Below are 25,324 nucleotides of genomic sequence, written 5' to 3' on the forward strand. Positions count from 1 at the left end.
GTTCGTTTTTTCGCGGATTCGTGCGGACGCCCCGGCAGGGGCGGTCGGACAGGGGTTACTTGACCGCCTTCAGCGCGTTGACGATGCCGAAGCCGTAGAAGCCGTTCACGCGCTTGCCGCCCTCGCAGGTGGCGTCCTGCGTGCCGTTGCCGTCCTGGTCGTAGGAGTCCGGGCAGCCCGGGTTGTCCGCCTGCGCCTTCAGCAGCGCCTGCAGCTGGGCCGGACCCGCCCACGGGTGCTCGGACTTCAGCAGCGCGGCGACACCGGCGGCGTGCGGCGACGCCATCGACGTGCCCTGCAGGAAGCCGTACTGGTTGTTCGGCATCGTGGAGAGGATGCGGCCGTTCTTCGACGGGGTGTCCGGGATCTGGTAGCGCCCGTCACCGCCCGGGGCGGCGACGTCGACGACACCCTTGCCGTACGTCGAGTAGTACGACTTGAGGTTCTGCACGCCGGTCGCGCTCACCGTGACGACACCCGGCAGCTGGGTCGGCACGTCGAAGCACTCGTGCGGGTCGATCGTGCGGGTGACCGGCGTCGTGTCGTTGGGGCTGCTGCTGTCGACGATCGCGTCCGAGTCCAGGTCGTGGTTGGAGTTGCCGGCCGACGCGAGGTGCAGGGTGCCCTTCTTCTGGGCGTAGAGCTGGGCCCGGTTCACCGCGTCGACGATCGCCCGCTGGTCGGGGTCGTCCATGCAGTTGTAGAGCCACGGGTCCACGTAGTAGCTGTTGTTCGTGATCTCCACGCCGTGGTCGGCGGCGAACACGAAGGCGCAGACCACGTTCTCCGGGTAGAAGAGGCCGTTGTCCGGGTCGCTGACCTTGATGCCGGCGACCTTCACACCGGGCGCGACACCGGCCACCCCGACCCCGTTGCGGGCGGCGGCGATCTCACCGGCGACATGCGTGCCGTGGTAGTCGTCGGCGGTGTACGGACGCCAGGCGCCCTCACTGGTGTCGGCCACGCCGCCCACGCAGTTCGCGGACTGCTTCGCGGAGAAGTTGGGGGCGAGGTCCGGGTGCGTGTCGTCGACGCCCGTGTCGATCACGGCGACCGTGACCTTCCTGCTGCCCGGGTTGATCTTCGCGGCCTTGTCGGCGCCGATCGCGCGCAGGTCCCACTGGTCGGCTTCCAGGGGCTCGCTGTCCGGGACGGCCGCGGCCTTCACCCGGGCGGCCTCGGCGGCCGACAGGTAGTCGGCGGCCCCCTGGTCCGTGGTGCCCGCCGCGGTCAGCGGGGCCGTGCGCGTGGCACCGGCGGACTGGACGCCGCGCACGGCGCGCATCCGCGGCCCGAAGGCGGGATCGGCCGAGTGGGCGACGACGACGCCGATTCTGTCGTACGTGGTGACGACGGTGCCGCCGGCCTCGACGACCGCCTTCTCGACCGACGCGATCGTGCGGCGGTCGGTCTTCGTGTTGACCACATAGGCGAGCTCCGGTCCGTCGGCCGCGGTGACGGCGGGCGCGGACTGCGGGGCGGCCGACGCGACGCCCGGAAGGAAGGCGAGCGAGGCGGTGAGGGACAGCGCGACGGGCACGGCCAGGGCGAGACGGCGGCTGGAGCGCAGATGAGCCATGGGGTCTCCACATCATCCGGAAAAGGGACCGGCCCGAACACAGGTGGTGCCCGGGCAGGTACATGACGGGGTGGTGCTGGGCCGAAACTATCTCCCGTCATCCCTGGCCAGCAATGACTTACGAGGACGTCTTGTGGAAGAGCGTGCGTGAGTTCCGAAAGAAGTGTCCGGAGTTGAACCGCTCCCCGTGCGCCGCCGTGACGTTGAGCAGGGAGCACGAGCACCGTCGAGCTCCTGTCGGATCGCGCCCGGGGCACTTGACACCGCCTCCCGGACCACGTGATCCACGTCACCGTGAGGTCAGAAACCAGCCATGTCCGTACCCAGTCCGTCCCCCGACCCCGACACACCCCCGTCCCACCCCGACACACCCACGTCCGACGCCGCACCGGCACCCGCAACGCGAGGAGACTCCGTGGCCACCGACGCATCGCCCCCCTCGAAAACCGAACCTCGTCTCCCGAGCACACAGGAGTTCGTAGAGGTGCAGGAGAGCGCCGAGTTCGGTGAACTGCGCCGCGCCCACCGCTCCTTCGCCTTTCCGCTGACCGTCGGCTTCATCAGCTGGTACCTGCTGTACGTCCTGCTGTCGATCTACGCCGACGACTTCATGGGCACCAAGCTGTTCGGCAACTTCAACGTCGCCTTCGTCCTGGGCCTCGCCCAGTTCCTCACCACGTTCCTCATCGCCTGGTGGTACGAGCGGCACTCCTCCGCCGAGCTCGACCCCAAGGCCGAGGCGATCAAGTCCCGGATGGAGGGCGGCGCATGAGCCCCGCGATCACCCAGGTCCAGCTCGCGCAGACGCAGTTCGCGCAGACGCACCTCGCGGCGGGGGAGGCCAGCGAGCACCGGCCGCTGATCATCTCCCTGTTCGCGGTGTTCGTCGTCGCCACGCTCGTCATCACCGTGTGGGCGGGCCGCCAGACCAAGGACGCCGCCGACTTCTACGCCGGCGGCCGTCAGTTCAGCGCCTTCCAGAACGGGCTCGCGGTCTCCGGCGACTACATGTCCGCCGCCTCGTTCCTCGGCATCGCGGGCGCCATCGCCCTCTTCGGGTACGACGGCTTCCTGTACTCCATCGGCTTCCTCGTCGCCTGGCTGGTGGCGCTGCTCCTGGTCGCCGAACCGCTGCGCAACTCCGGCCGGTACACGATGGGCGACGTGCTCGCCTACCGGATGCGCCAGCGCCCGGTGCGCACGGCCGCCGGCACCTCCACGATCGTCGTCTCGATCTTCTACCTGCTGGCCCAGATGGCGGGCGCGGGCGTCCTGGTCTCGCTGCTGCTCGGCATCACCAGCGACGCGGGGAAGGTCGGCATCGTCGCCCTGGTCGGCGTCCTGATGATCGTGTACGTCACCATCGGCGGCATGAAGGGCACCACCTGGGTCCAGATGGTCAAGGCCGTGCTGCTCATCGGCGGCACCCTGCTCATCACCTTCCTGGTGCTGCTCAAGTTCGACTTCAACGTCTCCGACCTGCTCGGCTCGGCCGCCAAGAACAGCGGCCAGGGTTCGGCCTTCCTGGAGCCCGGCCTGAAGTACGGGCTCACCACCACCTCCAGCATCGACTTCATCTCGCTGGGCATCGCCCTGGTGCTGGGCACGGCCGGTCTGCCGCACATCCTGATCCGCTTCTACACGGTGCCCAACGCCAAGGCCGCGCGGAAGTCCGTCAACTGGGCCATCGGCATCATCGGCGGCTTCTACCTGATGACCATCGCGCTCGGCTTCGGCGCGGCGGCCCTCATCTCGAAACAGGAGATCGTCGAGTCCAACCCCGCGGGCAACACGGCCGCGCCGCTCCTCGCCCTGCACCTGGGCGGCGTCGACTCGGCCTGGGGCGCGATCCTGCTCGCCACGATCTCCGCGGTGGCCTTCGCGACGATCCTCGCCGTGGTCGCCGGTCTGACCCTGGCCTCGTCCTCCTCGTTCGCCCACGACATCTACGCGAACGTCATCAAGAAGGGCCAGGCCACCGAGAAGGAGGAGATCAACGCCGCCCGCTACGCCACCATCGGCATCGGTGTCGTCTCCATCGGCCTCGGCGCCCTCGCCCGCGACCTGAACGTCGCCGGGCTGGTCGCCCTCGCCTTCGCGGTCGCCGCCTCCGCCAACCTGCCGACGATCCTCTACAGCCTCTTCTGGAAGCGGTTCACCACCCAGGGCGCGCTGTGGTCGATCTACGGAGGGCTCGTCACGGCGGTCGGCCTGGTGCTCTTCTCGCCGGTCGTCTCCGGCAAGGCCACCTCGATGTTCCCGGACGTCGACTTCCACTGGTTCCCGCTGGAGAACCCGGGCATCATCTCGATCCCGGTCGGCTTCCTGCTGGGCTTCGTCGGCACCCTCCTGTCCAAGGAGAAGGCGGACGCCGGCAAGTACGCCGAACTGGAGGTCCGCTCCCTCACCGGAACCGGGGCGCACTGACCCTCACGCATCGACGGTCACGCACCGCGGCCGCGCCGTAGTCCCTACGGCGCGGCCGCGGTGCGTCCGGTGGAATCGGGCCCCCGTGTTGTCGGTGCCGTCACGTAGGCTCATTGATGTCGGATCGACCGATCGTTCGAAGCTGCCGGCTCCGCGCCGCGGTCTGCATCGTCAGCGTCGTCTGTATCGTCCGTATCGAGGGAGGGGCCCTACGTGCTCATCGACACCTACGGCCGGGTGGCCACCGATCTGCGCGTCTCGCTGACGGACCGGTGCAACCTCAGGTGCACGTACTGCATGCCCGAGGAGGGCCTGCAGTGGCTGGCCAAGCCCGACCTGCTCACGGACGACGAGATCGTCCGGCTCATCGACATCGCGGTGACCCGGCTGGGCGTCACCGAGGTCCGCTTCACCGGCGGCGAGCCCCTGCTGCGCCCCGGCCTCGTGGGCATCGTGGAGCGCGTGGCCGCCCTCGGACCCCGCCCCCAGATGTCCCTGACGACCAACGGCATCGGCCTCAGGCGGACCGCGACCGCCCTCAGGGCGGCGGGCCTGGACCGGGTCAACGTCTCGCTGGACACCCTGCGCCCGGACGTCTTCAAAACGCTGACCCGCCGCGACCGCCACAAGGACGTCGTCGAGGGCCTGGAGGCGGCCCGCGCGGCGGGGCTGACGCCGGTCAAGGTCAATTCCGTCCTGATGCCGGGCCTGAACGAGGACGAGGCGCCGGACCTCCTCGCCTGGGCCGTGGAGCACGACTACGAACTGCGGTTCATCGAGCAGATGCCCCTCGACGCACAGCACGGCTGGAAGCGCGAGGGCATGGTCACCGCCGGCGACATCCTCACCTCGCTGCGCACGCGCTTCGAGCTCACGGAGGAGGGGTCCGAGGAGCGGGGCTCGGCGCCCGCCGAGCGCTGGATCGTGGACGGCGGACCGCACCGGGTCGGAGTGATCGCCTCGGTCACCCGCCCGTTCTGCTCGGCCTGCGACCGCACCCGCCTGACCGCCGACGGCCAGGTCCGCACCTGCCTCTTCGCCTCCGAGGAGACCGACCTGCGGGCGGCGCTCCGCTCGGAGGCGCCGGACGAGGAGATCGCCCGGATCTGGCGGCTGGCGATGTGGGGGAAGAAGGCCGGCGCGGGCCTGGACGACCCGTCGTTCGTCCAGCCGGACCGCCCGATGTCGGCGATCGGGGGCTGACCGGCCCGGCGCACGGACCGGGACCGGGACCGGGACTGGGGGAAGGGAAAGGTGAGGGGGAGCCGGAGGCTCATTCCGCGGGCGGTCGCTCCGCGGCCTCCCACTCCGCCAGGAGCACCACGTCCTTCAGGAACCCGCGGACGTCCAGGAACTTCGACAGGTGGTCGCGGTGCTCCTCGCACGCGAGCCAGGTCTTGCGCCGCTCCGGTGTGTGCAGCTTCGGGTTGTTCCACGCGAGCACCCACACCGCGTCGGCCCGGCAGCCCTTGGCGGAGCAGACGGGGGAGGACGGGGCCGAGGGGTCCGGCGGGTCGGAACCGGGGACGTTCAGGATCACGTCCCCGACACTAGCCGAGTCCCGGCAGGCCCGGAACAGGCCCGGAACGGGTCCGACGACAAGTCTCTGATAAGCCTCTGACAAGTCTCAAAAGGCGACGCCGAGCAGCCACGGGGGGAGCTGCCCGGCGTCGGTCTGTCGCTCCGACGGGGGATGCGGAGCGCGTGCCAAGTATGTCACGGGTGACCCATCGCCCTGCAACGGAACAACATGATTGATCTGAGCTTTTCCTGAGCTTGGCAGAGGGGTCGGATTCCGCTTCCGGCGGGCTCTCCGGTGCTCAGATCCGCCCGTGCGGCTCGTCCCGCGGACGTGTCCCGGGGCCGGCCGTCAGGTCCTCCGGGACGGGTTCCGCGACGCCCCCGGCGTGCGGTCCCGCGAGCATCGGACGGACGGGCGCGGTCATGAAGGAGGACGGCAGCGACGGCGCGTTCTCGCGGCCCGCGTTGGCGATCACCACCGAGATGTAGGGCAGCAGTACGCCCAGCACCAGGGCAACGACGGCGACATGCCGTTCGACGTTCCACAGGGTGGCCGCGAGGACCACGGAGACCGTGCGGACGGACATCGAGATGATGTAGCGGCGCTGCCGGCCGCGCACGTCGTCGGCCAGCCCTTGTCTGGCCCCCGTGATCCGGAAGACCTCGACGTCGTTCTGCTTCCGCATCACGTTCCACCACCTGCCCGCATCGGACGCTTCCACGGCCCGTACGGGAACAACGGTACGCCGTGGCTGCGCCGTGAACGAGACCGGGTCGGCTCCGGCCCGGGGCGGGACGGCTGCGCCGTACCGCGTACGGCCGTGCCCGACATGCGCCGTACGGGATGCGGACCGACACTGGGCGTAATGCTCGGACAGAGCCGTAGAGGAGGCAGCCATGGGCTGGTTGTGGGCGATCATCGTGGGACTCGTGCTGGGTTTGCTCGCCAAGGCGATCATTCCGGGCAAGCAGCACAGTCCGCTCTGGCTCACCACGATCTTCGGAATCATCGGCGCGATCGTGGGCAACGCGATCGCCCGCGGCCTCGGCATCGACGAGACCCGCGGCATCGACTGGGGCCGGCACATCCTCCAGCTCGTCGCCGCGGTGGCCGTCGTCTTCCTGGGCGACATGCTCTACACGGCGATGAAGGGCAGCAAACGCCGAGCCTGAACGAACGGGAGGGTGCGGCCCCGCAACGGACCCGCACCCTTCCCGCACGCCTGCTCAAGGGGGATCTCCAGGGGCGCGGGGAACGGCGCGATCTTCTGCCTTCAAGGGGCGCGGGGAACTGCACGACCAGCCGCAACGCACCCGCACCCGCACCCGACGAACTCCCGCCCCCGGAACCCGCTCCCCGGAGGGGAAGCGCTAGGGCGCGACCTCCACGGCGGCAAGGCTCTTCTTGCCCCGCCGAAGCACCAGCCACCGCCCGTGCAGCAGATCCTCCGCACCGGGAACGGCATCCTCCGAGGCGACCTTCACGTTGTTCACGTACGCCCCGCCCTCCTTCACCGTCCGCCGCGCGGCGGACTTGCTGGCCGCCAGCCCGACCTCGGCGAACAGGTCCACCACCGACACCGACCCCGGCCCGGCGATCCGCACCCGCGGCACCTCGGACAGCGCCGCGTCGAGCGTGGCCTCGTCGAGGTCGCCCAGCTCGCCCTGCCCGAAGAGCGCCCGCGAGGCGGCGATCACGGCCTCCGCCTGGTGGTCCCCGTGCACCAGCGCCGTCAGCTCCTCGGCCAGTGCCCGCTGCGCGGCCCGGGCCTGCGGCCGCTCCTGCGTCTGCCGCTCCAGCTCCTCCAGCTCCTCCCGGGACCGGAAGGACAGGATCCGCATGTATGTCGAGACGTCCCGGTCGTCCACGTTCAGCCAGAACTGGTAGAACGCGTACGGCGTCGTCAGCGCGGGGTCGAGCCAGACGGCCCCGCCCTCGCTCTTGCCGAACTTGGTGCCGTCCGCCTTGACCATCAGGGGCGTGGCGATGCAGTGCACGCGGGCGTCCGGCTCCAGCCGGTGGATCAGGTCCAGGCCCGCCGTGAGGTTGCCCCACTGGTCGCTGCCACCCTGCTGGAGCGTGCAGCCGTGCCTGCGGTACAGCTCCAGGAAGTCCATGCCCTGGAGCAGCTGGTAGCTGAACTCCGTGTAGCTGATGCCCTCCTGGGACTCCAGACGCCGGGCGACCGAGTCCTTGGTGAGCATCTTGTTGACGCGGAAGTGCTTGCCGATGTCCCGCAGGAACTCGATGGCCGACAGCCCGGCCGTCCAGTCCAGGTTGTTCACCATCACCGCGGCGTTCTCGCCCTCGAAGGACAGGAACGGCCTGATCTGCTCGCGCAGCCGGCCGACCCAGTCGGCGACCGTCTCCGGGTCGTTCAGGGTGCGCTCCGCCGTCGGGCGCGGGTCGCCGATCTGGCCGGTCGCCCCGCCCACCAGGGCGAGCGGGCGCAGGCCCGCCTGCTGGAGGCGGCGCATGGTGAGGACCTGCACCAGGTGCCCGACGTGCAGCGAGGCCGCGGTGGGGTCGAAGCCGCAATAGAACGTGACGGGACCGTCCGCGAGCGCCTGGCGCAATGCGTTCTCGTCGGTGGACAGGGCGAACAGCCCGCGCCACTTCAGCTCGTCGACGATGTCCGTCACGGTTCTCGTGTCTCCTCGGATGATCTTCACTGTGCGCGGTCGGCCGCAAGGAACGGCCGACCACGAGGCTATCGAGCCTATACGCCCTGGCTGACCGAGCTCATGTTGAAATCCGGCACCCGCAGCGCGGGCATCGCGGCCCTGGTGAACCAGTCGCTCCACTCGCGCGGCAGCGTCTTCTCCGTCCGCCCGGCCTCGGTCGCCCGCCCGAGCAGGTCCACCGGCGACTCGTTGAACCGGAAGTTGTTGACCTCACCGGTGACCTCGCCGTTCTCCACGAGGTAGACGCCGTCCCGGGTCAGCCCGGTCAGCAGCAGCGTCGCCGGGTCGACCTCGCGGATGTACCAGAGGCAGGTCAGCAGCAGCCCGCGCCCGGTGGCGGCGACCATCTCCTCCAGGGACCTGTCCTCGCCGCCGTCCAGGACGAGGTTGCCGATGCCGGGGGCCACCGGCAGTCCGGTCAGGGCCGCGCTGTGCCGGGTGCTCGTCAGCCGCCTCAGCTCGCCCTCCCGGATCCACTCCGTGGCTTCGATCGGCAGCCCGTTGTCGAAGACGGAGGCGTCGTCCCCGGAGGAGTGCGCGAGCACGAAGGGGGCGCTCTCCAGCCCGGCCTCGTGCGGGTCGCTGCGCAGGGTCAGCGGCAGGTCGGTGAGCCGGTCGCCGACGCGGGTCCCGCCGCCGGGCCTGCTGAACACCGTCCGGCCCTCGGCCGCGTCCCGGGCCGCCGCCGACCACATCTGGTAGATCAGCAGGTCCGCGACGGCGGTCGGCGGCAGCAGCGTCTCGTACCGCCCGGCGGGCAGGTCCAGGCGCCGCTCGGCCCAGCCCAGCCGGACGGCCAGCTCGGCGTCGAGCGCCGCCGGGTCCACGTCCTTGAAGTCCCGCGTGGACCGGCCGGCCCAGGCCGAGCGCGTACGGTCCGGCGACTTGGCGTTCAGCTCCAGCGTCCCGTTGGGCTGGTCGTGGCGCAGCCGCAGCCCGGTGGACGTACCCAGGTAGCTGGAGACGAGCTCGTGGTTGGCGAAGCCGTACAGCTCCCGGCCGCCCCCGCGCGCGCGTGCGAACGATTCGCCGAGCGCCGGGGCGAAGTCCGTGAAGACGGCCGGCGAGGTCTCGGCCGGCGCGTCCGTGAAGTCGGGGGAGGCGGGCACGCCCTCGACGAGCGGCTGCGCGTCCTCGGCCGGACCGGCGCCGCGGGCCGCGGCCTCGGCGGCCCGCACCAGCGGCTCCAGCTCGTCCGCGGTCACCGCCGAACGCGAGACGACGCCGGAGGCGGTGCCCTCGCGGCCGTCGACCGTCGCGACGACGGTCAGCGTGCGCCCGCGGGTGACGCCGTTCGTGGTCAGCGCGTTGCCCGCCCAGCGCAGATTGGCGGTCGACCGCTCGTCGGCGATGACGACGCAGCCGTCCGCCCGGGACAGCGCGAGGGCGCGCTCGACGATCTCGTGCGGCTTGTTCGTACGGGCGCTCATCGACCGGCCTCCTGGGTGGTGTTGAGGATGTTGACGCCCTTGAAGAGGGCCGACGGGCAGCCGTGCGAGACCGCCGCGACCTGGCCCGGCTGGGCCTTGCCGCAGTTGAAGGCACCGCCCAGGACGTACGTCTGCGGGCCGCCGACGGCCGCCATCGAGCCCCAGAAGTCGGTGGTCGTCGCCTGGTAGGCGACGTCCCGCAGCTGGCCCGTGATCCGCCCGTTCTCGATCCTGAAGAACCGCTGGCCGGTGAACTGGAAGTTGTAGCGCTGCATGTCGATCGACCAGGACCGGTCGCCGACGACGTAGATCCCGCGGTCGACGCTCCCGATGAGGTCCTCGGTGGACATCCCGGCGGGGTCCGGCCGCAGCGACACGTTCGCCATGCGCTGGACGGGCACATGGCCGGGGGAGTCGGCGTACGCGCAGCCGTTGGAGCGCTCGAAGCCGGTCAGCCTCGCGATCCTGCGGTCCAGCTGGTAGCCGACGAGCGTGCCGTTCTTCACCAGGTCCCAGGACTGCCCGGCGACGCCCTCGTCGTCGTACCCGACGGTCGCGAGCCCGTGCTCGGCGGTCCGGTCACCGGTGACGTTCATCAGCTCGGAGCCGTACCGCAACTTGCCCAGCTGGTCGAAGGTGGCGAACGACGTCCCGGCGTACGCGGCCTCGTACCCCAGCGCCCGGTCCAGCTCGGTGGCGTGGCCGATGGACTCGTGGATGGTCAGCCACAGGTTGGACGGGTCGACGACCAGGTCGTACACCCCCGCCGTGACGCTCGGCGCACGCATCTTCTCGGCGAGCAGTTCCGGGAGCCGCGCGAGCTCCGCCTCCCAGTCCCAGCCGGTGCCCGTGAGGTACTCCCAGCCGCGCCCGACGGGCGGCGCGATCGTGCGCATCGAGTCGAACTCGCCGCTCGACCCGTCGACGGCCACGGCGGTCAGCTGGGGGTGCAGCCGGACCCGCTGCTGCGTGGTCACCGTGCCCGCCGTGTCCGCGTAGAACTTGTTCTCGTGGACCGTCATCAGCGAGGCGTCCGCATGGCTGACACCGTCCGCGGCGAGCAGCCGCGCGCTCCAGTCCGCCAGCAGCCCGGCCTTCTCCTCGTCCGGCACGGAGAACGGATCGATCTCGTACGAGGAGACCCAGGTCTTCTCCGTGTGCACGGGCTCGTCCGCCAGCTCCACCCGCTCGTCGGAACCGGCCGCCCTGATCACCTGCGCCGACAGCTTGGCCATCGCCACGGCCTGCGACGCCACCTTCGCCGCGGCGTCCATCGTCAGGTCGACGCCGGAGGCGAACCCCCAGGTCCCGCCGTGCACCACCCGCACCGCGTACCCGAGGTCGGTCGTGTCGGACGACCCCGCCGGCCGCGCGTCCCGCAGCCGCCAGGACGCGCTGCGCACCCGCTCGAACCGGAAGTCCGCGTGCGCGGCGCCCAGCGCCCGGGCCCGGGCGAGCGCCGCGTCGGCCAGGGCCCGCAGGGGCAGTGCCAGGAATGACTGATCGACCTCGTGGGCCATGATGCGGCCTCCCCTTGTCACACATTGTTGAGATGTCCTGCAGTGAATCATGCAGTGCCGCCACCGTGACATCCAGCGGACTCACGCCAGGCGGAGTGCCGTACGAGGCCGCGGTCTGGGCCCGGACCGAGACACAGCGATGGCCGTCTCCCGTACTTCCCGGAGGCGGCCATCAGCGTTTGCGTCGGGTTCAGAGCTCCCCGGAGATCACACCCTCGCGGAACGCGGCCCACTCGGAGGCGGTGTACCGCAGGGGTTCGGCCTCGGGCCGCTTCGAGTCGCGCACGGCTTTCGCGCCGCCGGGGAGGTCGGTCACCTCGACGCAGTCGTGCTCCGCTCCGCTGGCGGAGGACTTCCGCCATATCGCGGTGGAGAGGTTGTACGCGTACAGCTCCGCCTTCGAGTCGTTCACTTCCTGTGCCCTTCTTCCATGTGGGTGATCCGTGCGAGCGAGTCCTCCACCGAGAGGGCCGTGGCGCGGATGCGTTCGAAGGCTTTGGCGAAGGGCGCCGCGTCGTCGCCCTCAACGTAAGCCGCGCCGCTGAGGTTCTCCAAAAGCACGACCACAGGCACAGGCCGAGGGAAGCTGGCAAGGCTGAAGCCACCCAGCATGCCGGGGTGCGTCGTGCAGTCCAGCGGCATCAGCTGAATGGTGACGTTCGGCATGTCGGCTGTGTCCAACAGGCGTCGCAACTGGTCCCGCATGGTTGCCGGGCGGACAGCGAAGCGCTGAAGGAGCGCGGCTTCGTGAATGATCGCCCAGAGTTCGAGGGGCGCACCAGGCCGGGTGAGTACTGACTGGCGGGCGAACCGGACCTCCGCCAGCGCGGCGACTTCCTCCGGAGTCCGGAACGTAGTCACACCGGCGATTGTCTCGCGCGCATACGCGGCGGTCTGGAGGAGCCCCGGGATGACCAGCGGGGACCAGGTACAGATCGACTCCGCGTCGGACTCCAAGGAGATGTAGTCCGCATAGGACGGCGAGACGATCCCGCTGTAGGTCTGCCACCAGCCTTTCTTGCCGGCATCCCTTGCCAGGTTCTCCAGCGCGGTGCGCAGCTCCGGATCGTCTATGCCGTACGCCTTCAGTAGGGCTGACACGTCGCCGGGCCGAATGGCCTGGTTGGCACTCTCGATCTTCGACAGCTTCGGTCCCTTCCACTTCATGGTGGCCGCCGCATCGTCGAGCGTCATCCCGGCGTCGTTGCGCAGGCGCCGCAGAGCTGCTCCCAGACGCCTGCGGCGGACGGTCGGAACCAGTGGAGAGTTGGGCATGTCGGCAGTTTCGCACGGCGAATCCAAGTGCTGAGCACACTTCCTGACGACCGTTCACTCCATTGGGTCGAAAACTTGCTACCCCAGGGAGAAGTGGCCACTATCGAAGGGTGCTGCGAAGCCGAGCAGGCGGGTGTGCAGCGCGACTTGTGCCGTTTGGCACCCATGCGCATCTCCAGGCCGGAGGCCTCATGCCCGACCCCACCGCAATCCCCCTTCCCGTCGTCGCCGACCATCGCGACCCCGTTGGTGACGTCGGCCCCCGGCGGGACCTCCACCCCCTCCCTCCACCCGTCCCGGGTCTCTATCTCCGCCGCCGGAACCAGGGTTTCGTCGCGCACCTCACCGCGTCCGCCGGAGGCTTCCGCCTCCTTCGGGGGCTGATCGTCCGGGTGCTGGCGGACCACGGCGCGGACGCGGAGGCGGCCGAGGCGGCACAGCTGGTCGTGTCGGAGCTGGTCGGCAATTCGGTGCGGGCCTGCGGGGAGCACGTACCGCTGGTCGTGGAGGCGTATGTGGCCGTGTTCGGGATCGCGGTCAACGTCCACGACCCGGACCCGTGCGTGCTGCCGAGATCGCGTGGCGTCGAACTGTGCGACCCCGAGGCGGAGTCGGGGCGCGGACTGGGGCTGCTGGACCTGCTCGCACCGGGTTGGCACGTGTGCCGGTCGCCGGTCGGGAAGCAGATCCGGTGCCGGGTTCCGGCGGGGCGCCCCGCCTGAGGTGTCGGCCCGCCGAACTGGCCCGGTCCCGTTCGGCGTGCGATTTCGGTGATTGTCGTACCCCCAGGGGCATGGTCGTGCGTCGCGAGTTGTCTGCGGTGGATCATCCGGAGAAGGAGGTCCGCGCGGTCCTCGACCGACTGGTCGTCCAGGGCTGGAAGCTGCGCAAGGAGGGGCACCGGGGGCGGCTGTACCGCCCCTGTGGGGGCGGTGCCTGACGAGCCCCGTGCCCGGCACCCCGCAGAACGCTGATCGCGCGGCCCGGAGGATCGCGGTGAGAGCAAAGCTCTGCCCGCGGCCGGCATGGTGGAGTGACGGGACGGCGCGGCGACCGCGCCGACTGTAGGGTCCCGACAGCGGGCACGGTGAGCCACTGTCGGTGCCCGATTCTCCGCAGGGCCGACGGTACCGATAGGTTTTCGAGGTACCAGACCGGCTATCGAAAGGGTGATCCGTTGAGCCGCTCGGTTCTCGTCACCGGAGGAAACCGGGGCATCGGCCTCGCCATCGCCCGCGCTTTCGCCGACGCGGGCGACAAGGTCGCGATCACATACCGTTCGGGCGAGCCCCCGGCCGCCCTCACCGAACTGGGCTGTCTCGCGGTCAAGTGCGACATCACCGACAGCGAGCAGGTGGAGCAGGCCTACAAGGAGATCGAGGCCGAGCACGGCACGGTCGAGGTGCTCGTGGCCAACGCCGGGATCACCAAGGACCAGCTGCTCATGCGGATGTCCGAGGAGGACTTCACGTCCGTCCTGGACACCAACCTGACGGGCACCTTCCGGGTCGTGAAGCGCGCCAACCGCGGCATGCTGCGCGCCAAGAAGGGCCGCGTCGTCCTGCTCTCCTCGGTCGTCGGCCTCCTCGGCTCGGCGGGGCAGGCGAACTACGCCGCCTCCAAGGCCGGTCTGGTCGGGTTCGCGCGCTCGCTCGCCCGTGAGCTGGGCTCGCGCAACATCACCTTCAACGTCGTCGCGCCCGGTTTCGTCGACACCGACATGACCAAGGCGCTCACCGACGAGCAGCGCGAGGCCATCGTGAAGCAGGTGCCGCTCGGCCGGTACGCGCAGCCCGAGGAGATCGCCGCGACGGTGCGGTTCCTCGCCTCGGAAGAGGCCTCGTACATCACTGGAGCCGTCATCCCCGTAGACGGCGGACTGGGAATGGGTCACTGATCACCATGAGCGGAATTCTCGAGGGCAAGCGCGTCCTGATCACCGGTGTGCTGATGGAGTCGTCCATCGCCTTCCACACCGCGAAGCTGGCCCAGGAGCAGGGCGCGGAGATCATCCTGACCGCGTTCCCGCGGCCCACGCTGACCGAGCGCATCGCCAAGAAGCTCCCCAAGCCCACCAAGGTCATCGAGCTCGACGTCACGAACGACGAGCACCTCGGGCGGCTCGCCGAGGTCGTGGGCGCGGAGCTGGGCAGCCTCGACGGCGTCGTGCACTCCATCGGCTTCGCCCCGCAGGACGCCCTGGGCGGCAACTTCCTGAACACGCCGTTCGAGTCGGTCGCCACGGCCATGCACGTCTCCGCCTTCTCGCTGAAGTCGCTGACCATGGCCTGCCTGCCGCTGATGCAGAACGGCGGCGGCTCGGTCGTCGGCCTCACCTTCGACGCCCAGTACGCCTGGCCGCAGTACGACTGGATGGGCCCGGCCAAGGCCGCCCTGGAGGCCACCAACCGCTACCTGGCCCGCGACCTGGGCAAGCAGAACGTGCGCTCCAACCTCATCGCGGCCGGTCCGATCGGTTCGATGGCCGCCAAGTCCATCCCGGGCTTCAGCGAGCTGGCCGCCGTCTGGGACGACCGCTCGCCCCTGGAGTGGGACCTGAAGGACCCCGAGCCGGCCGGCCGCGGTGTCGTCGCCCTGCTCAGCGACTGGTTCCCGAAGACCACCGGCGAGATCATCCACGTCGACGGCGGTCTGCACGCGATCGGCGCGTAAGCGTTCGCGCACACGGATGCGCAAGGGTTTGCGCATCCGTGTGCGTACGGTGTCGGCGCCCCGTCCCCCGCAGCCGCGGAGGGCGGGGCGTCACCCGTTCGGCCCCGCCGGCCGGGCGGCCGAAGGGGGGAACGGCTCACCCTGGAGGAGGAGTTCTCCTCCGAGACGCCTCCAAAGCCCAGCCGAGGAGGTTTCTTTGTGCGCCCCTCCCAGGCCCGATGCAGCCGTCGGCTCCCCAGGACCGGCTTCACGGCGCTCCCCGTCGCCCTGTTCGCCGCGCTGACCCTCGTGCTCGCGGCGCCCTGCGACGCCGCCCCGCACCCCGCGGGAACCGTCGTCCCCCGGGCGCGCACGCCCGTATCCGCACCCGGCGAGGAACGGCCCTTCGGGGCGGTGTGCCGGACCGTCGTCGACGGTTCGCGCGTGACGGCGGACTGCCGCAACCCGTACCCCGAACCCGACCGTGTCGGCCTGCACGTCGAGTGCGAGCGCTGGTGGGACCTCGACGCCGACGGGGCGCGGGTCGAGGCGGGCCCCGCGCAGCACGTCCGGCTGACCGGCCGCTGCTGGAAGGAGGTCCGCTCGGCGTGGGTCAGTCACCGGAGGTGACGTCCTCCGGGGTCTCGGGGTTCCCGGGGCTTCCCGGGCGGCACGGGAACGGATAGCCGGCCGCCTCCGAGGCGGCCGTCGACGCGTCGCCCGCACGGATCGCGTCCACCAGGCGCGAGTGGTCCATGTACGTACCGGGCGTCAGCTCCCCGCCGATGTCCCCGCGCAGCCAGTCGCGCACGACCTCGCCCAGGTCCGCGTACATCGCGGTCATGACGTCGTTGTGGGACGCGGCGACCACGGCGAGGTGGAAGGTCGTGTCGGCGGCCACGAACGCCTCCGCGTCACCCGACGCCCACGCCTCCTCCCGGCGTACGAGAAGAGCGTCCAGGTGCTTCAGATCGCGCTCGGTGCGGCGCCCGGCGGCCAGCCGGGCCGCGCTCGACTCCAGCGTGGAACGCAGCTCGGCGATGTGCCGCGGGTCCGCGTCCGCGAACCGGCGGTGCATCACACCGGCCAGCTCACTGGTCGCCACGACATAGGTGCCCGAGCCCTGCCGGATGTCCAGCAGGCCGTTGTGCGCGAGCGCGCGGACGGCCTCCCGGACCGTGTTGCGGGCGACACCGAGCTGCTCGACCAGTTCCGGCTCGGTGGGGATGCGGGAGCCCACCGGCCATTCGCCCGAGGTGATCTCGTTCCGCAACGCGGCGATGACCTGCTCGGACAGTGCCGAACGGCGGGGGTGGCTCAGCGGCATGACGGTCCTTCGTGCCAGAGGGCTTAGTACCGGAAGGTTGGACAACCAATCATCCCATGATTCTATGATGGGGTTCATGACTGGCGAGGAAACCCGGACGATCATGTCCCCACCGATCCGCAGACGCAGTTCCGCGCAGGACGCGGACGTCCGCCCGCCCGGGGCGCGCGCGTGGGCGACGCGCCTGGTGATCGCGGGCATCGTCCTGACCGCCCTCAACCTGCGGCCCGCCATCACCAGCCTCGGCGCCCTCCTCGAGGAGGTGCGCGACGGGCTCGGCATGAGCGGCAGCGTCGCCGGACTCCTCACCTCGGTACCGTCGCTCTGCTTCGCCGTCTTCGGTGTGATGGCGCCCCGCCTCGCCCGCCGCTTCGGACTCGCCGCCGTGGTCTGCGCCGGCATGCTGGCGATCGGCACCGGCCTGGTGATCCGGCCCTTCGCCGGGAACACGGTGGGCTTCCTGGCCGCCAGCGCCCTCGCGCTCATGGGCATCGCGGTCAGCAACGTCCTCATGCCGGTGATCGTCAAGCGCTGGTTCCCGGACCGGGTCGGCTCCATGACCGGCCTGTACTCCATGGCCCTCGCACTCGGCACCGCTTCCGCGGCCGCCGCCACCGTGCCCGTGACCCGCGCCCTGGGCGGTGGCTGGCAGCCGGGCCTCGCCGTCTGGGCGGGGCTCGCGGCCCTCGCCGTGCTGCCGTGGCTCCCCCTCGTGCGGGCCAAGGGCACCCCGCTCTCCGCCGAGCCCGCTGCCGGGCCCGCCGCCGGACCCGGCCCGGCGTCCGAAGAGGCCCGGGAGACCGCCCCGCTGCGGATCACCCGCAGCCGTACCGCCTGGGCGCTCGCCGTCTTCTTCGGGCTGCAGGCCACCGCCGCGTACATCACCATGGGCTGGATGGCGCAGATCTTCCGGGACGCGGGCGTGTCGGCCGGCACCGCCGGACTGCTGCTCGCCGTCACGATGGTGATGGGCGTGCCCCTGGCCTTCGTCATACCCCGGCTGGCCACGCGCCTGCCCCGCCAGGGGCCGATCGTGATCGCCCTCGGCCTCTGCGGGTTCACCGGCTACGCGGGGCTCTACCTCGCCCCCGCGGGTGGCGCCTGGGCCTGGGCCCTGCTGCTCGGTGTCTCCAACTGCGCGTTCCCGCTGGCCCTCACGATGGTCGGCATGCGGGCCAGGACCGGCGCGGGGGTCGCGCAGCTCTCGGCCTTCGCGCAGAGCACCGGCTACCTCATCTCGATCCCCGGCCCGCTGCTGGTGGGCGTCCTCTACCAGCACAGCGGCGGCTGGGGACTGCCGATCGCGCTCATGGCGGGCCTGATGGTCCCGCAGATCGTGATGGGCGTCCTGGCGGGCCGCGACCGCACCGTCGAGGACGAGGCCGGCCGGTGACCGCGCCGGGGGCCCGCCGACCCCACCGCCGGGGAACGGGGCGAGGAGTGCGAGACTTGCCTCATGCCCGTGCTCGAACCGAACCCCAAGAACGGCCAGAAGAAGATGCTGCTCGTCTTCGGCGCGTTCTTCCTCATCTTCGTGGTCATCGGCGTCATCGCGTCGATCGCCGCCCCCTGAACACCTTCCCCCGGCGGGAAGCGGCCGCCGTGCGTCGCGTGCCGCGGGGTGGGGTTGTCCCCACCATCCCCTAGGGGGTGAGTGTCAGGGTCAAGTGGGTGGATCACCGGATGGGCCGCGGGGCCCCGGGTCCGTACCTTCGAGAAGTGACCGCGAGGACGCGGACCACGGAGCACTCGAAGCCCCACGGAGGCGGCATGTCGGCCCCTACGCACACCCCGTCCCACCCGGCGACCGGGCGCGGCGTCGAAACCCGGCTGCCCTGGTGGGCGCTGCTCCTCCCGGCGCTCGCCTTCGCCGCGCTCCTGCTGCTGATACTGAACCCCGCGGACGCCCACGCGGCGGGCGCGGACCCGGCGGTCGGCGACCTCTTCACGCGGATCCAGCAGCTGGTGCTGCACCAGGGCTCCTGATCCCCCCGGCCCTCCGGTAGGTCCTCCCGCCCTCCGGCGGCGCTTCCCGCCCTCCGGCGGGGCAGCGCACCAACTCCCTGCGCCCCATGGAGTGTTTCGTGCGAAGCTGGGACGCATGAGCGTCGCAGAACCCCGCAGGATTGTCCTTTTCCGGCACGCGAAGGCCGACTGGCCGGACGTGGCCGACCACGAGCGTCCGCTCGCCGAGCGGGGCCGCAAGGACGCCGCCGTCGCCGGACGCAAGCTGGCCGACAGCGGCATCCCCTTCGACCTGGCCCTCTGCTCCACCGCGACCCGGACCCGCGAGACCTGGAAGCTCGCGGTCCAGGAGTTCCCGCACCGGCCGAAGACGGTCTACGAGGAGCGGCTCTACGAGGCGTCCCCGGGCGAGCTGATCGCCGTGCTCAACGAAACCCCGGACGACGTGCGGACCGCCCTCCTGATCGGCCACAACCCCGGGGTGCACGGCCTCGCCGACATCCTGGCCGGCCGGTTCGAGGGGGACGCGCGGGAGCGGATGAGCCGCCGCGAGTTCCCCACCGCCGCCTTCGCCGTGCTCTCCTTCCCCGGCCCGTGGAAGAGCCTGGAGCCCGGCGCGGCCACCCTGCTCGACTTCTGGGGCCCCTCCGAGTGACCCGCCACCGGCGCGCGTCCACGTGACCCGCCGTGAGTGCCGGTTCGCGTGAGCCGGCGTGAGCGCGGACGGGCCCGGCACCGTGGCGGTGCCGGGCCCGTCCGCGTCGGGGACGCCCGGTCCACGTGGCCGGGGACGCCCGGCCGACATGGTCGGAGCCGCTCAGTCCACGTGCATGTCCGCCGCCTCGACCTCTTCGCGCGTCACGCCCAGCAGGTAGAGGACCGTGTCCAGGAAGGGGAAGTTCACCGCGGTGTGCGCGGCCTCGCGCACCACCGGCTTGGCGTTGAAGGCGACCCCGAGACCGGCCGCGTTGAGCATGTCCAGGTCATTGGCGCCGTCGCCGACCGCCACCGTCTGGGAGAGCGGTACGCCCGCCTCCGCGGCGAACCGGCGCAGCAGCCGCGCCTTGCCCGCACGGTCCACGATCTCGCCGACGACCTTGCCCGTCAGCTTCCCGTCGGTGATCTCCAGCGTGTTGGCCTGGGCGAAGTCGAGCCCGAGCCGTTCCTTCAGGTCGTCCGTCACCTGGGTGAACCCGCCGGAGACGACACCCACCTGGAAGCCGAGCCGCTTCAGCGTGCGGATGAGCGTGCGGGCCCCGGGGGTCAGCCGCACCTCACTGCGCACCTTGTCCACAACGGAGGCGTCGAGCCCCGCGAGCAGTTTCACGCGCGCGTGCAGCGACTGCTCGAAGTCCAGCTCCCCGCGCATCGCGGCCGCCGTCACCTCGGCGACCTCGGCCTCGCAGCCGGCGTGCGCCGCGAAGAGCTCGATGACCTCGTCCTGGATGAGGGTGGAGTCCACATCCATGACGACCAGGCGCTGGGCGCGCCGGTGCAGCCCCGCCGCGACCACCGCGATGTCCACGCCGAGCGCCGCGGCCTCGGTCACCAGCGCGGTCCGCAGCCCTTCCGGCTCCGTGCCGGACACGGCGAACTCGACCGCCGTCACGGGGTACTTGGCCAGCCGGAAGATACGGTCGATGTTGCCGCCGGTCCCGGTGATGCGGGCGGCGATGGCGGCCGTCGACTCCGCGGTGAGCGGATGCCCGAGGACGGTCACCAGCGACCTGCCGTGTCCGCGCGGCCGGTTGTCGCCGTGCCCGGAGATGATCTCGGCCTGCAGCCTCATCGAGTCCGCCCAGCTGTGCACCGTGGCGCGCAGATCGCCCTCCAGACCGGCCGGCGGATGGCTCACCAGCGCGCACAGCACGATCCGGCCACGGGTGACGACCTGCTCGATGTCGACCACGTCGACCGAGTAGGCGGCAAGGGTGTCGAAGAGCCCGGCGGTGATGCCGGGACGGTCCTTGCCGAAGATCTTGACGAGGAGGGTGGGGACATCGGAGGTCTGCGATGCGGGGCTCATGGTGCCTACACCGTATCCGGCACCCCGTGCCGTACGCCTCCGAGGTCCGCCTGACGGACGGGGAACAGTACATGTCGCCCGGATGTCCCCCGCCTTCCCGGGCGGTGTCCGCCGCGCCCTCCCCGCACGGTCAGCGCCGCCCGCCCGGTTCGCGGGGCGGCGGGGGCGGGAGGTCGTCCGGCGGGGGCGGCGGCCCGTCCTGCGAGGACCGGCGCNTCGCGGGGCGGCGGGGGCGGGAGGTCGTCCGGCGGGGGCGGCGGCCCGTCCTGCGAGGACCGGCGCCGGGGTCCCCGTCCGGGAGGACCCGGACGGGCCGGGGGCTCCGGACGGGCCGGGGGTTCCGGACGGGCCGGGGGTTCCGGACGGGCCGGGGGCGTGACGGGCCCGATCACCGTCCGCGCCCCGTAGATGTCGTCGGGAGCCCGGCCCTCCGGCCCCCGCCCCGTTCCGGACCCCCGCAGCTCCTCCGGCAGCCGTAGATACGGGTTCGTCTCCGGGTTCGCCGGCCGGAACGGTGTTCCGGGCCGGTAGGGCCCGGCCTCCCCGGCGGTCTCCGCGTGGTGCGGGTGGTACGGGTGGTGCGGAGCGGCGGCGTCCGCATGTCCGGAGGCCGCCTCCCAGGCGCCCGCGTCACCGAGTGCCAGCGGCACAGCCTGCCGCCCGGCGGCACCCGTGGCGGACGCCAGCAGCGCGCCCGCCGCCCCCGCACCCGCGCCCCACACCGCACCGAGCAGCAGCGCCATGCCGAACCGCCCGCGCAACTCGATCCCGGAGTCGAACGCGTCGATGCCGAGCACGGACAGCGAGGCGTCCACGGACACCTCCGTCAGCGCCGCGAGCAACGGCAGCGCCAGCGCGGTCACGACCGCCAGCCGCAGCGCGCAACGGCCGGCGAACCCGAGGAGGCCCAGGTCCCGTGCGCCCCGGCCCCGTACCAGCGGGGTGCGCACCGCGTTCAGGACGCCCGCGAACAGCATCATCAGCGCCGCCGCGACGCCCAGCAGCCAGACCCTGCTGTCCAGTTCGGCCAGCCGGCCCAGCGTGACGGGCCGGTCGGAGAACTTCAGGAGGTCGTCCATCGGGTCCGGCAGGAACTGCAGGAACGGACCCGTGGCCTTCCCGTCCCACGGCACGAGGAGCCCGACCGGGATGCCGAGCCACACCCCGTTGGGCGCCCCGAGCAGGGCGGCGCCGGCGATCCGCCGCGGGTGGTCGTCGCCGACGGCCGCGTACGCCGCCGCCGCGAACCCCGCGAGGACCGCCACCAGTAACACCGTGACCAGCGCGGACACCGCGGGCCGCACCAGGCGGTGCACGGCCGTCCAGCCGCTCGGCAGCGGGGTGCGGCGCGAGGCCAGCAGCGCGATCAGCAGGACGCCGAGCACCCAGCCGAGGCCCCCGAGGAGCGTCGGCACGGCGTCGACGGTGAACCCCACCTCGGCGTTCGCGTCCGCGAGGTCCCCGAGCCGGTCCGGCAGCACGCCGCCGCCGATGTCACCGAGGTCGCCGAGATCGCCGAGGTCACCGAGCCCCGGCACCTCCACGCCGTCCGTCCCCCCGCCGTCCGTCCCCCCGCCGCCCGGCAGCTCGTCGAGTCCCAGCGAACCGCCGTCGATCGTGACGACGTCGTGTCCGGCCCAGGCCAGACCGCCGAGCATCGCCACGAAGAGGGCGGCCACCGTACCCGCGCGGGCCGCCAGTTCGGCGGGCGTGATCACCGCGCCCGCCCCGCGCAGGGAGCGCAGGAAGAACCAGGACAGCAGCAGGGCGCCCACCAGACCCACCCCGAGTGGCGTGATCTGGAGGGCGGTGTCGGCCCGCGCGCCCTCCAGGCCGAACGCCGACATGTCGCCCGAGGGCGTGACCGAACCGCCCGCCCCGAGCGCCACGACCGCCGCGGTCATCGGCCCGAGCGAGGCCGTCGCGTCCGCGTCCAGCAGGTGCAGCCCCAGCGCCGCCACGCCCGCCATCCCGATCAACGCCCAGCTCACGGCGGCGATCGAGGACAGCAGCACCTCACCCACCGGTACGCGCCTGCCGTACCCCGCGGACCCGTCGCTCATCGTCAGCCCCCCGACTCCGCATCGCGGTACTTCCGCCGCCGTGTCCCCCTCGCGGGGGATTACCACTCTCCGGGCCGGTTTCAACCCCGTCAACGGAAACGGACAAGACGCCCGTACACCGTCTTCGCGAGGCCCGACTTTCGGTCAAGGGGCTCCTACTGAAATAGTTCCTCACGATGTTCGACATCCCTAGACTCCCTGTGCTGGGGATACATCGGGGGACAACAAGTGGGGCATGGAGTGCCGGAACTCGTACTGGAACTGAACGGACAGACCTGGACGCTCGACGCGTCCAGGTCATACACCCTCGGACGTGATCCGCAGGGGGACGTCGTGCTCGACGACGCCAGGGTGTCCTGGCGTCACGCCACGATCAGCTGGGGCGGCCGCGGCTGGGTCATAGAGGACCACGGCAGCACCAACGGCACCTTCGCGCAGGGGCAGCGGATCCACCACATGGAGATCGGCCCCGGCTCGGCCGTGCACCTCGGCAACGCGACCGACGGGCCGCGCCTGAGCCTGACGGGCGCCGCGTCCGCACCTCAGCAGGCAGCCGTACCGCAGCAGGCCGCCGCTCCGCAGCAGGCGCAGCCCCAGCAGCAGCCGTACGCCGCCCAGGGCGCGCCCGCCGCCGGCTGGGCCCAGCAGGCCGCGCCGCAGCAGGCCCCGCAGCAGCAGGCACCCCAGCAGGGCCGGCCGCAGCCGCAGCAGGGCGGGCACATCCCGCGGCAGCAGGGACCCGGTGGGGGCGCGGGGGCGCCGCCGGTCTACGGCGACCGCAGCCCGACCACGTTCCACCAGATGTCCCTCGGCCGGGTCATGCGCATCGGCCGTGCGCTGGAGAACGAGCTGGTCGTGTCCGACCTGCAGGTCTCGCGCCACCACGCCGAGTTCCACGCGACGCCCGACGGCCGGGCGGAGATCCGCGACCTGGGCTCGCACAACGGCACCTACGTCAACGGCATGCCGATCGCCAAGGGCGGCTCCGCGCTGCTCGGCCCGAACGACATCGTCGGCGTCGGCCACTCGACGTTCCGCCTGGTCGGCGACCGCCTCGAGGAGTTCGTCGACACCGGTGACATCTCCTTCTCGGCCCGCCACCTGACCGTCACGGTCGACGGCGGCAAGCAGATCCTCAAGGACGTCTCCTTCGGCGTACCGGAGAAGTCGCTCATCGCGGTCATCGGCCCCTCCGGCTCGGGGAAGTCGACGCTCCTGAAGGCGCTCACGGGCTACCGCCCCGCCAACCAGGGCGACGTCCTCTACGACAACCGCAACCTCTACAAGCAGTTCGCCGAGCTGCGCCAGCGCATCGGCCTGGTCCCGCAGGACGACATCCTGCACAAGGAACTGAGCGTCAAGAAGGCCCTCAAGTACGCGGCCAAGCTGCGCTTCCCCGCGGACACCACGGAGGCCGAGCGCTCGGCCCGGATCGACGAGGTGCTGCGCGAGCTCAAGCTCGACGTCCACAAGGACAAGAAGGTCACCTCCCTCTCCGGCGGCCAGCGCAAGCGCGTCTCGGTGGCCCTGGAACTGCTCACCAAGCCGTCGCTGATCTTCCTGGACGAGCCGACCTCCGGCCTCGACCCGGGCATGGACCGCGACGTCATGCAGCTGCTGCGCGGCCTCGCCGACGACGGCCGCACCGTCCTCGTCGTCACGCACTCCGTGGCCGAACTCGCCATCTGCGACAAGCTCCTGGTCATGGCGCCCGGCGGCTCCGTGGCGTACTTCGGTCCGCCCGAGGAGGCACTGAACTTCTTCGGCTACGACACCTGGGCCGATGTCTTCTCCGCCTTCGAGAACTACCGCGACTACGACTGGGCGGGCCGCTGGAAGGGCTCGCAGCACTACCAGATGTACGCCGCGGACATCGACGCGGTCGCCCCGCAGTCCGTGCACATGCCGCCGCCGCAGTCCATGCGCCCGCCGAAGCCCCAGGGCTGGCTCTCGCAGCTGAGCACCCTGGTGCGGCGGTACGTGTCGGTCATCGTGTCCGACAAGGGCTTCCTCGCCCTGACGGTGATCCTGCCGGCGGTCCTCGGCGCGGTCAGCCTGCTCATCGAGCCGGACCGGACGCTGCTGGTCAACGAGAAACTCCAGCCGAACGGCCTGCCCGTCCCGAACGGCACGGCCGCGACCGTGCTGCTGATCCTCGCGGTGGGCGCCTGTTTCGCGGGCGCCGCGAACTCGGTCCGTGAGCTGATCAAGGAACGGGTCATCTACGAGCGCGAGCGCGCGACCGGCCTGTCGCGCTCCGCGTACCTGATGTCCAAGGTGATCGTCCTGGGTGTCATCACCATGGCCCAGGGCGCGCTGGTCGGCGCGATCGGCTTCATGAGCCGGACGATCCCCGACGAGGGCCTGATCCTCGGGGGCTCGGTCGCGCTCGAACTGTCGCTGCCGATCATGGCGCTCGGCTTCACCTCGATGATGTTCGGCCTGGTCATCTCCTCGCTGGTGAAGACCGCCGAGAAGACCATGCCCCTGCTGGTCATGTTCGCGATCATCCAGGTCGTGTTCACGGGGTGCCTGTTCCCGCTGAACGGCTCCCCGGGCGTCAACGAGTTCTCGTACCTGATGCCGTCGCGCTGGGCGGTCGGTGCCGCCGGCTCCACGCTCGACTTCAACAGGATCAACCCGCACAACTCGACGGACAGCGATCCGCTCTGGGACCACGGGGCGCTGACCTGGGCCCTGGACATGACCGTCCTGTTCGCCCTCGCCGCGGTCTGCGCCTTCTTCGTGGCCCGCTTCCTGCGCCGCCACGAGCCGGAGGTCATGCGCAAGTAGCCCCGCCTGCTCCGCGCCTGCGGAGAAGTACGCGAAGGGCGGCACCCCTCTCAGGGGTGCC

At 71.3% G+C, this 25,324-nt stretch carries 25 protein-coding genes; 14 read left to right on the forward strand and 11 right to left on the reverse strand.

What is annotated here, in order from left to right; translation table 11 throughout:
• Nucleotides 1-55: 55 nt before the first annotated feature.
• A complete protein-coding gene (locus KM933_RS22715) occupies nt 56-1,579 on the reverse strand; it encodes a S8 family serine peptidase (protein WP_221355050.1) in 1,524 nt (507 codons plus the stop codon).
• A 415-nt stretch (nt 1,580-1,994) separates the two neighbouring features.
• Between KM933_RS22715 and KM933_RS22720 the strand changes: the two genes are divergently transcribed.
• The 3 genes from KM933_RS22720 to moaA all read left to right on the forward strand — a co-directional run bounded on the left by KM933_RS22720 (nt 1,995) and on the right by moaA (nt 5,209).
• On the forward strand, nt 1,995-2,351 hold the full coding sequence (locus KM933_RS22720; protein WP_221355052.1) for a DUF485 domain-containing protein: 357 nt from the start codon (nt 1,995-1,997) through the stop codon (nt 2,349-2,351).
• Entirely contained in the window at nt 2,348-4,006 is a 1,659-nt protein-coding gene (locus KM933_RS22725; protein ID WP_221355054.1) for a solute symporter family protein, read from the forward strand. The genes KM933_RS22720 and KM933_RS22725 overlap by 4 nt, the downstream gene beginning before the upstream one ends.
• Nucleotides 4,007-4,219: 213 nt before the next feature.
• Nucleotides 4,220-5,209 (forward strand): GTP 3',8-cyclase MoaA, encoded by a 990-nt coding sequence (gene moaA, locus KM933_RS22730; RefSeq protein WP_221355056.1) that lies wholly within the window; start codon nt 4,220-4,222, stop codon nt 5,207-5,209.
• A 70-nt stretch (nt 5,210-5,279) separates the two neighbouring features.
• Here the strand turns inward: moaA and KM933_RS22735 are convergent, their stop codons facing one another.
• Nucleotides 5,280-5,546 (reverse strand): hypothetical protein, encoded by a 267-nt coding sequence (locus KM933_RS22735; RefSeq protein WP_430727355.1) that lies wholly within the window; start codon nt 5,544-5,546, stop codon nt 5,280-5,282.
• A gap of 280 nt (nt 5,547-5,826) precedes the next feature.
• Nucleotides 5,827-6,213 (reverse strand): DUF3099 domain-containing protein, encoded by a 387-nt coding sequence (locus KM933_RS22740; RefSeq protein ID WP_221355058.1) that lies wholly within the window; start codon nt 6,211-6,213, stop codon nt 5,827-5,829.
• A gap of 211 nt (nt 6,214-6,424) precedes the next feature.
• Between KM933_RS22740 and KM933_RS22745 the strand changes: the two genes are divergently transcribed.
• Nucleotides 6,425-6,700, forward strand: a complete 276-nt coding sequence (locus tag KM933_RS22745) for a GlsB/YeaQ/YmgE family stress response membrane protein (protein ID WP_221355060.1) — start codon at nt 6,425-6,427, stop codon at nt 6,698-6,700.
• Nucleotides 6,701-6,898: 198 nt separating this feature from the next.
• Here the strand turns inward: KM933_RS22745 and tyrS are convergent, their stop codons facing one another.
• From tyrS to KM933_RS22770, 5 genes are all read right to left on the reverse strand, one after another.
• Complete coding sequence (gene tyrS / locus KM933_RS22750; RefSeq protein ID WP_221355062.1) at nt 6,899-8,170, reverse strand: tyrosine--tRNA ligase; 1,272 nt, start codon at nt 8,168-8,170, stop codon at nt 6,899-6,901.
• Nucleotides 8,171-8,247: 77 nt separating this feature from the next.
• Nucleotides 8,248-9,642 (reverse strand): metallopeptidase TldD-related protein, encoded by a 1,395-nt coding sequence (locus KM933_RS22755; protein ID WP_221355064.1) that lies wholly within the window; start codon nt 9,640-9,642, stop codon nt 8,248-8,250.
• Nucleotides 9,639-11,162 carry a TldD/PmbA family protein gene (locus tag KM933_RS22760; protein WP_221355066.1) on the reverse strand — a complete coding sequence of 508 codons (1,524 nt, stop codon included), beginning with the start codon at nt 11,160-11,162 and terminating at the stop codon, nt 9,639-9,641. Before KM933_RS22760 ends, KM933_RS22755 begins: the two co-directional genes overlap by 4 nt.
• Before the next feature lie 190 nt (nt 11,163-11,352).
• Nucleotides 11,353-11,574 carry a DUF397 domain-containing protein gene (locus KM933_RS22765; protein ID WP_221355068.1) on the reverse strand — a complete coding sequence of 74 codons (222 nt, stop codon included), beginning with the start codon at nt 11,572-11,574 and terminating at the stop codon, nt 11,353-11,355.
• The gene (locus KM933_RS22770; protein WP_221355069.1) at nt 11,571-12,437 is read right to left on the reverse strand and encodes a helix-turn-helix domain-containing protein; all 867 of its coding nucleotides are present in this window, start codon (nt 12,435-12,437) and stop codon (nt 11,571-11,573) included. The genes KM933_RS22765 and KM933_RS22770 overlap by 4 nt, the downstream gene beginning before the upstream one ends.
• 191 nt (nt 12,438-12,628) lie before the next feature.
• Here KM933_RS22770 and KM933_RS22775 point away from each other — a divergent pair, with 191 nt between their 5' ends.
• The 5 genes from KM933_RS22775 (at nt 12,629) to KM933_RS22795 (ending at nt 15,719) form a co-directional block, all read left to right on the forward strand.
• On the forward strand, nt 12,629-13,159 hold the full coding sequence (locus KM933_RS22775; RefSeq protein ID WP_221355071.1) for an ATP-binding protein: 531 nt from the start codon (nt 12,629-12,631) through the stop codon (nt 13,157-13,159).
• 71 nt (nt 13,160-13,230) lie between these two features.
• Entirely contained in the window at nt 13,231-13,377 is a 147-nt protein-coding gene (locus KM933_RS39565) for a hypothetical protein (protein WP_260333997.1), read from the forward strand.
• A 237-nt stretch (nt 13,378-13,614) separates the two neighbouring features.
• Complete coding sequence (gene fabG, locus KM933_RS22785) at nt 13,615-14,334, forward strand: 3-oxoacyl-[acyl-carrier-protein] reductase (RefSeq protein WP_221355072.1); 720 nt, start codon at nt 13,615-13,617, stop codon at nt 14,332-14,334.
• 5 nt (nt 14,335-14,339) lie between these two features.
• Entirely contained in the window at nt 14,340-15,110 is a 771-nt protein-coding gene (gene fabI / locus KM933_RS22790) for an enoyl-ACP reductase FabI (RefSeq protein ID WP_221355073.1), read from the forward strand.
• Between the two features lie 267 nt (nt 15,111-15,377).
• Nucleotides 15,378-15,719 (forward strand): hypothetical protein, encoded by a 342-nt coding sequence (locus KM933_RS22795; protein WP_221355123.1) that lies wholly within the window; start codon nt 15,378-15,380, stop codon nt 15,717-15,719.
• On the opposite strand, the gene KM933_RS22800 is transcribed toward KM933_RS22795, so the two are convergent.
• Nucleotides 15,703-16,416 carry a FadR/GntR family transcriptional regulator gene (locus tag KM933_RS22800; protein WP_221355074.1) on the reverse strand — a complete coding sequence of 238 codons (714 nt, stop codon included), beginning with the start codon at nt 16,414-16,416 and terminating at the stop codon, nt 15,703-15,705. The two genes, KM933_RS22795 and KM933_RS22800, sit on opposite strands and share 17 nt — an antisense overlap.
• A 76-nt stretch (nt 16,417-16,492) precedes the next feature.
• On the opposite strand from KM933_RS22800, the gene KM933_RS22805 reads away from it, so the two are divergent.
• From KM933_RS22805 to KM933_RS22815, 4 genes are all read left to right on the forward strand, one after another.
• Entirely contained in the window at nt 16,493-17,809 is a 1,317-nt protein-coding gene (locus KM933_RS22805) for a CynX/NimT family MFS transporter (protein WP_430727356.1), read from the forward strand.
• 63 nt (nt 17,810-17,872) lie between these two features.
• A complete protein-coding gene (locus KM933_RS39570; protein WP_260333998.1) occupies nt 17,873-17,989 on the forward strand; it encodes an SGM_5486 family transporter-associated protein in 117 nt (38 codons plus the stop codon).
• Nucleotides 17,990-18,186: 197 nt separating this feature from the next.
• Nucleotides 18,187-18,402, forward strand: a complete 216-nt coding sequence (locus KM933_RS22810) for a hypothetical protein (RefSeq protein WP_221355076.1) — start codon at nt 18,187-18,189, stop codon at nt 18,400-18,402.
• Between the two features lie 115 nt (nt 18,403-18,517).
• Entirely contained in the window at nt 18,518-19,036 is a 519-nt protein-coding gene (locus KM933_RS22815; protein ID WP_221355078.1) for a SixA phosphatase family protein, read from the forward strand.
• Nucleotides 19,037-19,198: 162 nt separating this feature from the next.
• Here the strand turns inward: KM933_RS22815 and serB are convergent, their stop codons facing one another.
• Nucleotides 19,199-20,407 carry a phosphoserine phosphatase SerB gene (serB, locus tag KM933_RS22820; protein ID WP_221355080.1) on the reverse strand — a complete coding sequence of 403 codons (1,209 nt, stop codon included), beginning with the start codon at nt 20,405-20,407 and terminating at the stop codon, nt 19,199-19,201.
• 5 nt (nt 20,408-20,412) lie between these two features.
• On the reverse strand, nt 20,413-22,470 hold the full coding sequence (locus tag KM933_RS22825) for a streptophobe family protein (RefSeq protein WP_221355082.1): 2,058 nt from the start codon (nt 22,468-22,470) through the stop codon (nt 20,413-20,415).
• A gap of 228 nt (nt 22,471-22,698) precedes the next feature.
• Between KM933_RS22825 and KM933_RS22830 the strand changes: the two genes are divergently transcribed.
• A complete protein-coding gene (locus KM933_RS22830) occupies nt 22,699-25,263 on the forward strand; it encodes an ABC transporter ATP-binding protein/permease (protein ID WP_221355084.1) in 2,565 nt (854 codons plus the stop codon).
• The last annotated feature ends 61 nt before the right edge of the window (nt 25,264-25,324 follow it).

The sequence above is a fragment of the Streptomyces beigongshangae genome, from assembly GCF_019710745.1.
Taxonomy (GTDB): Bacteria; Actinomycetota; Actinomycetes; order Streptomycetales; family Streptomycetaceae; genus Streptomyces; species Streptomyces beigongshangae.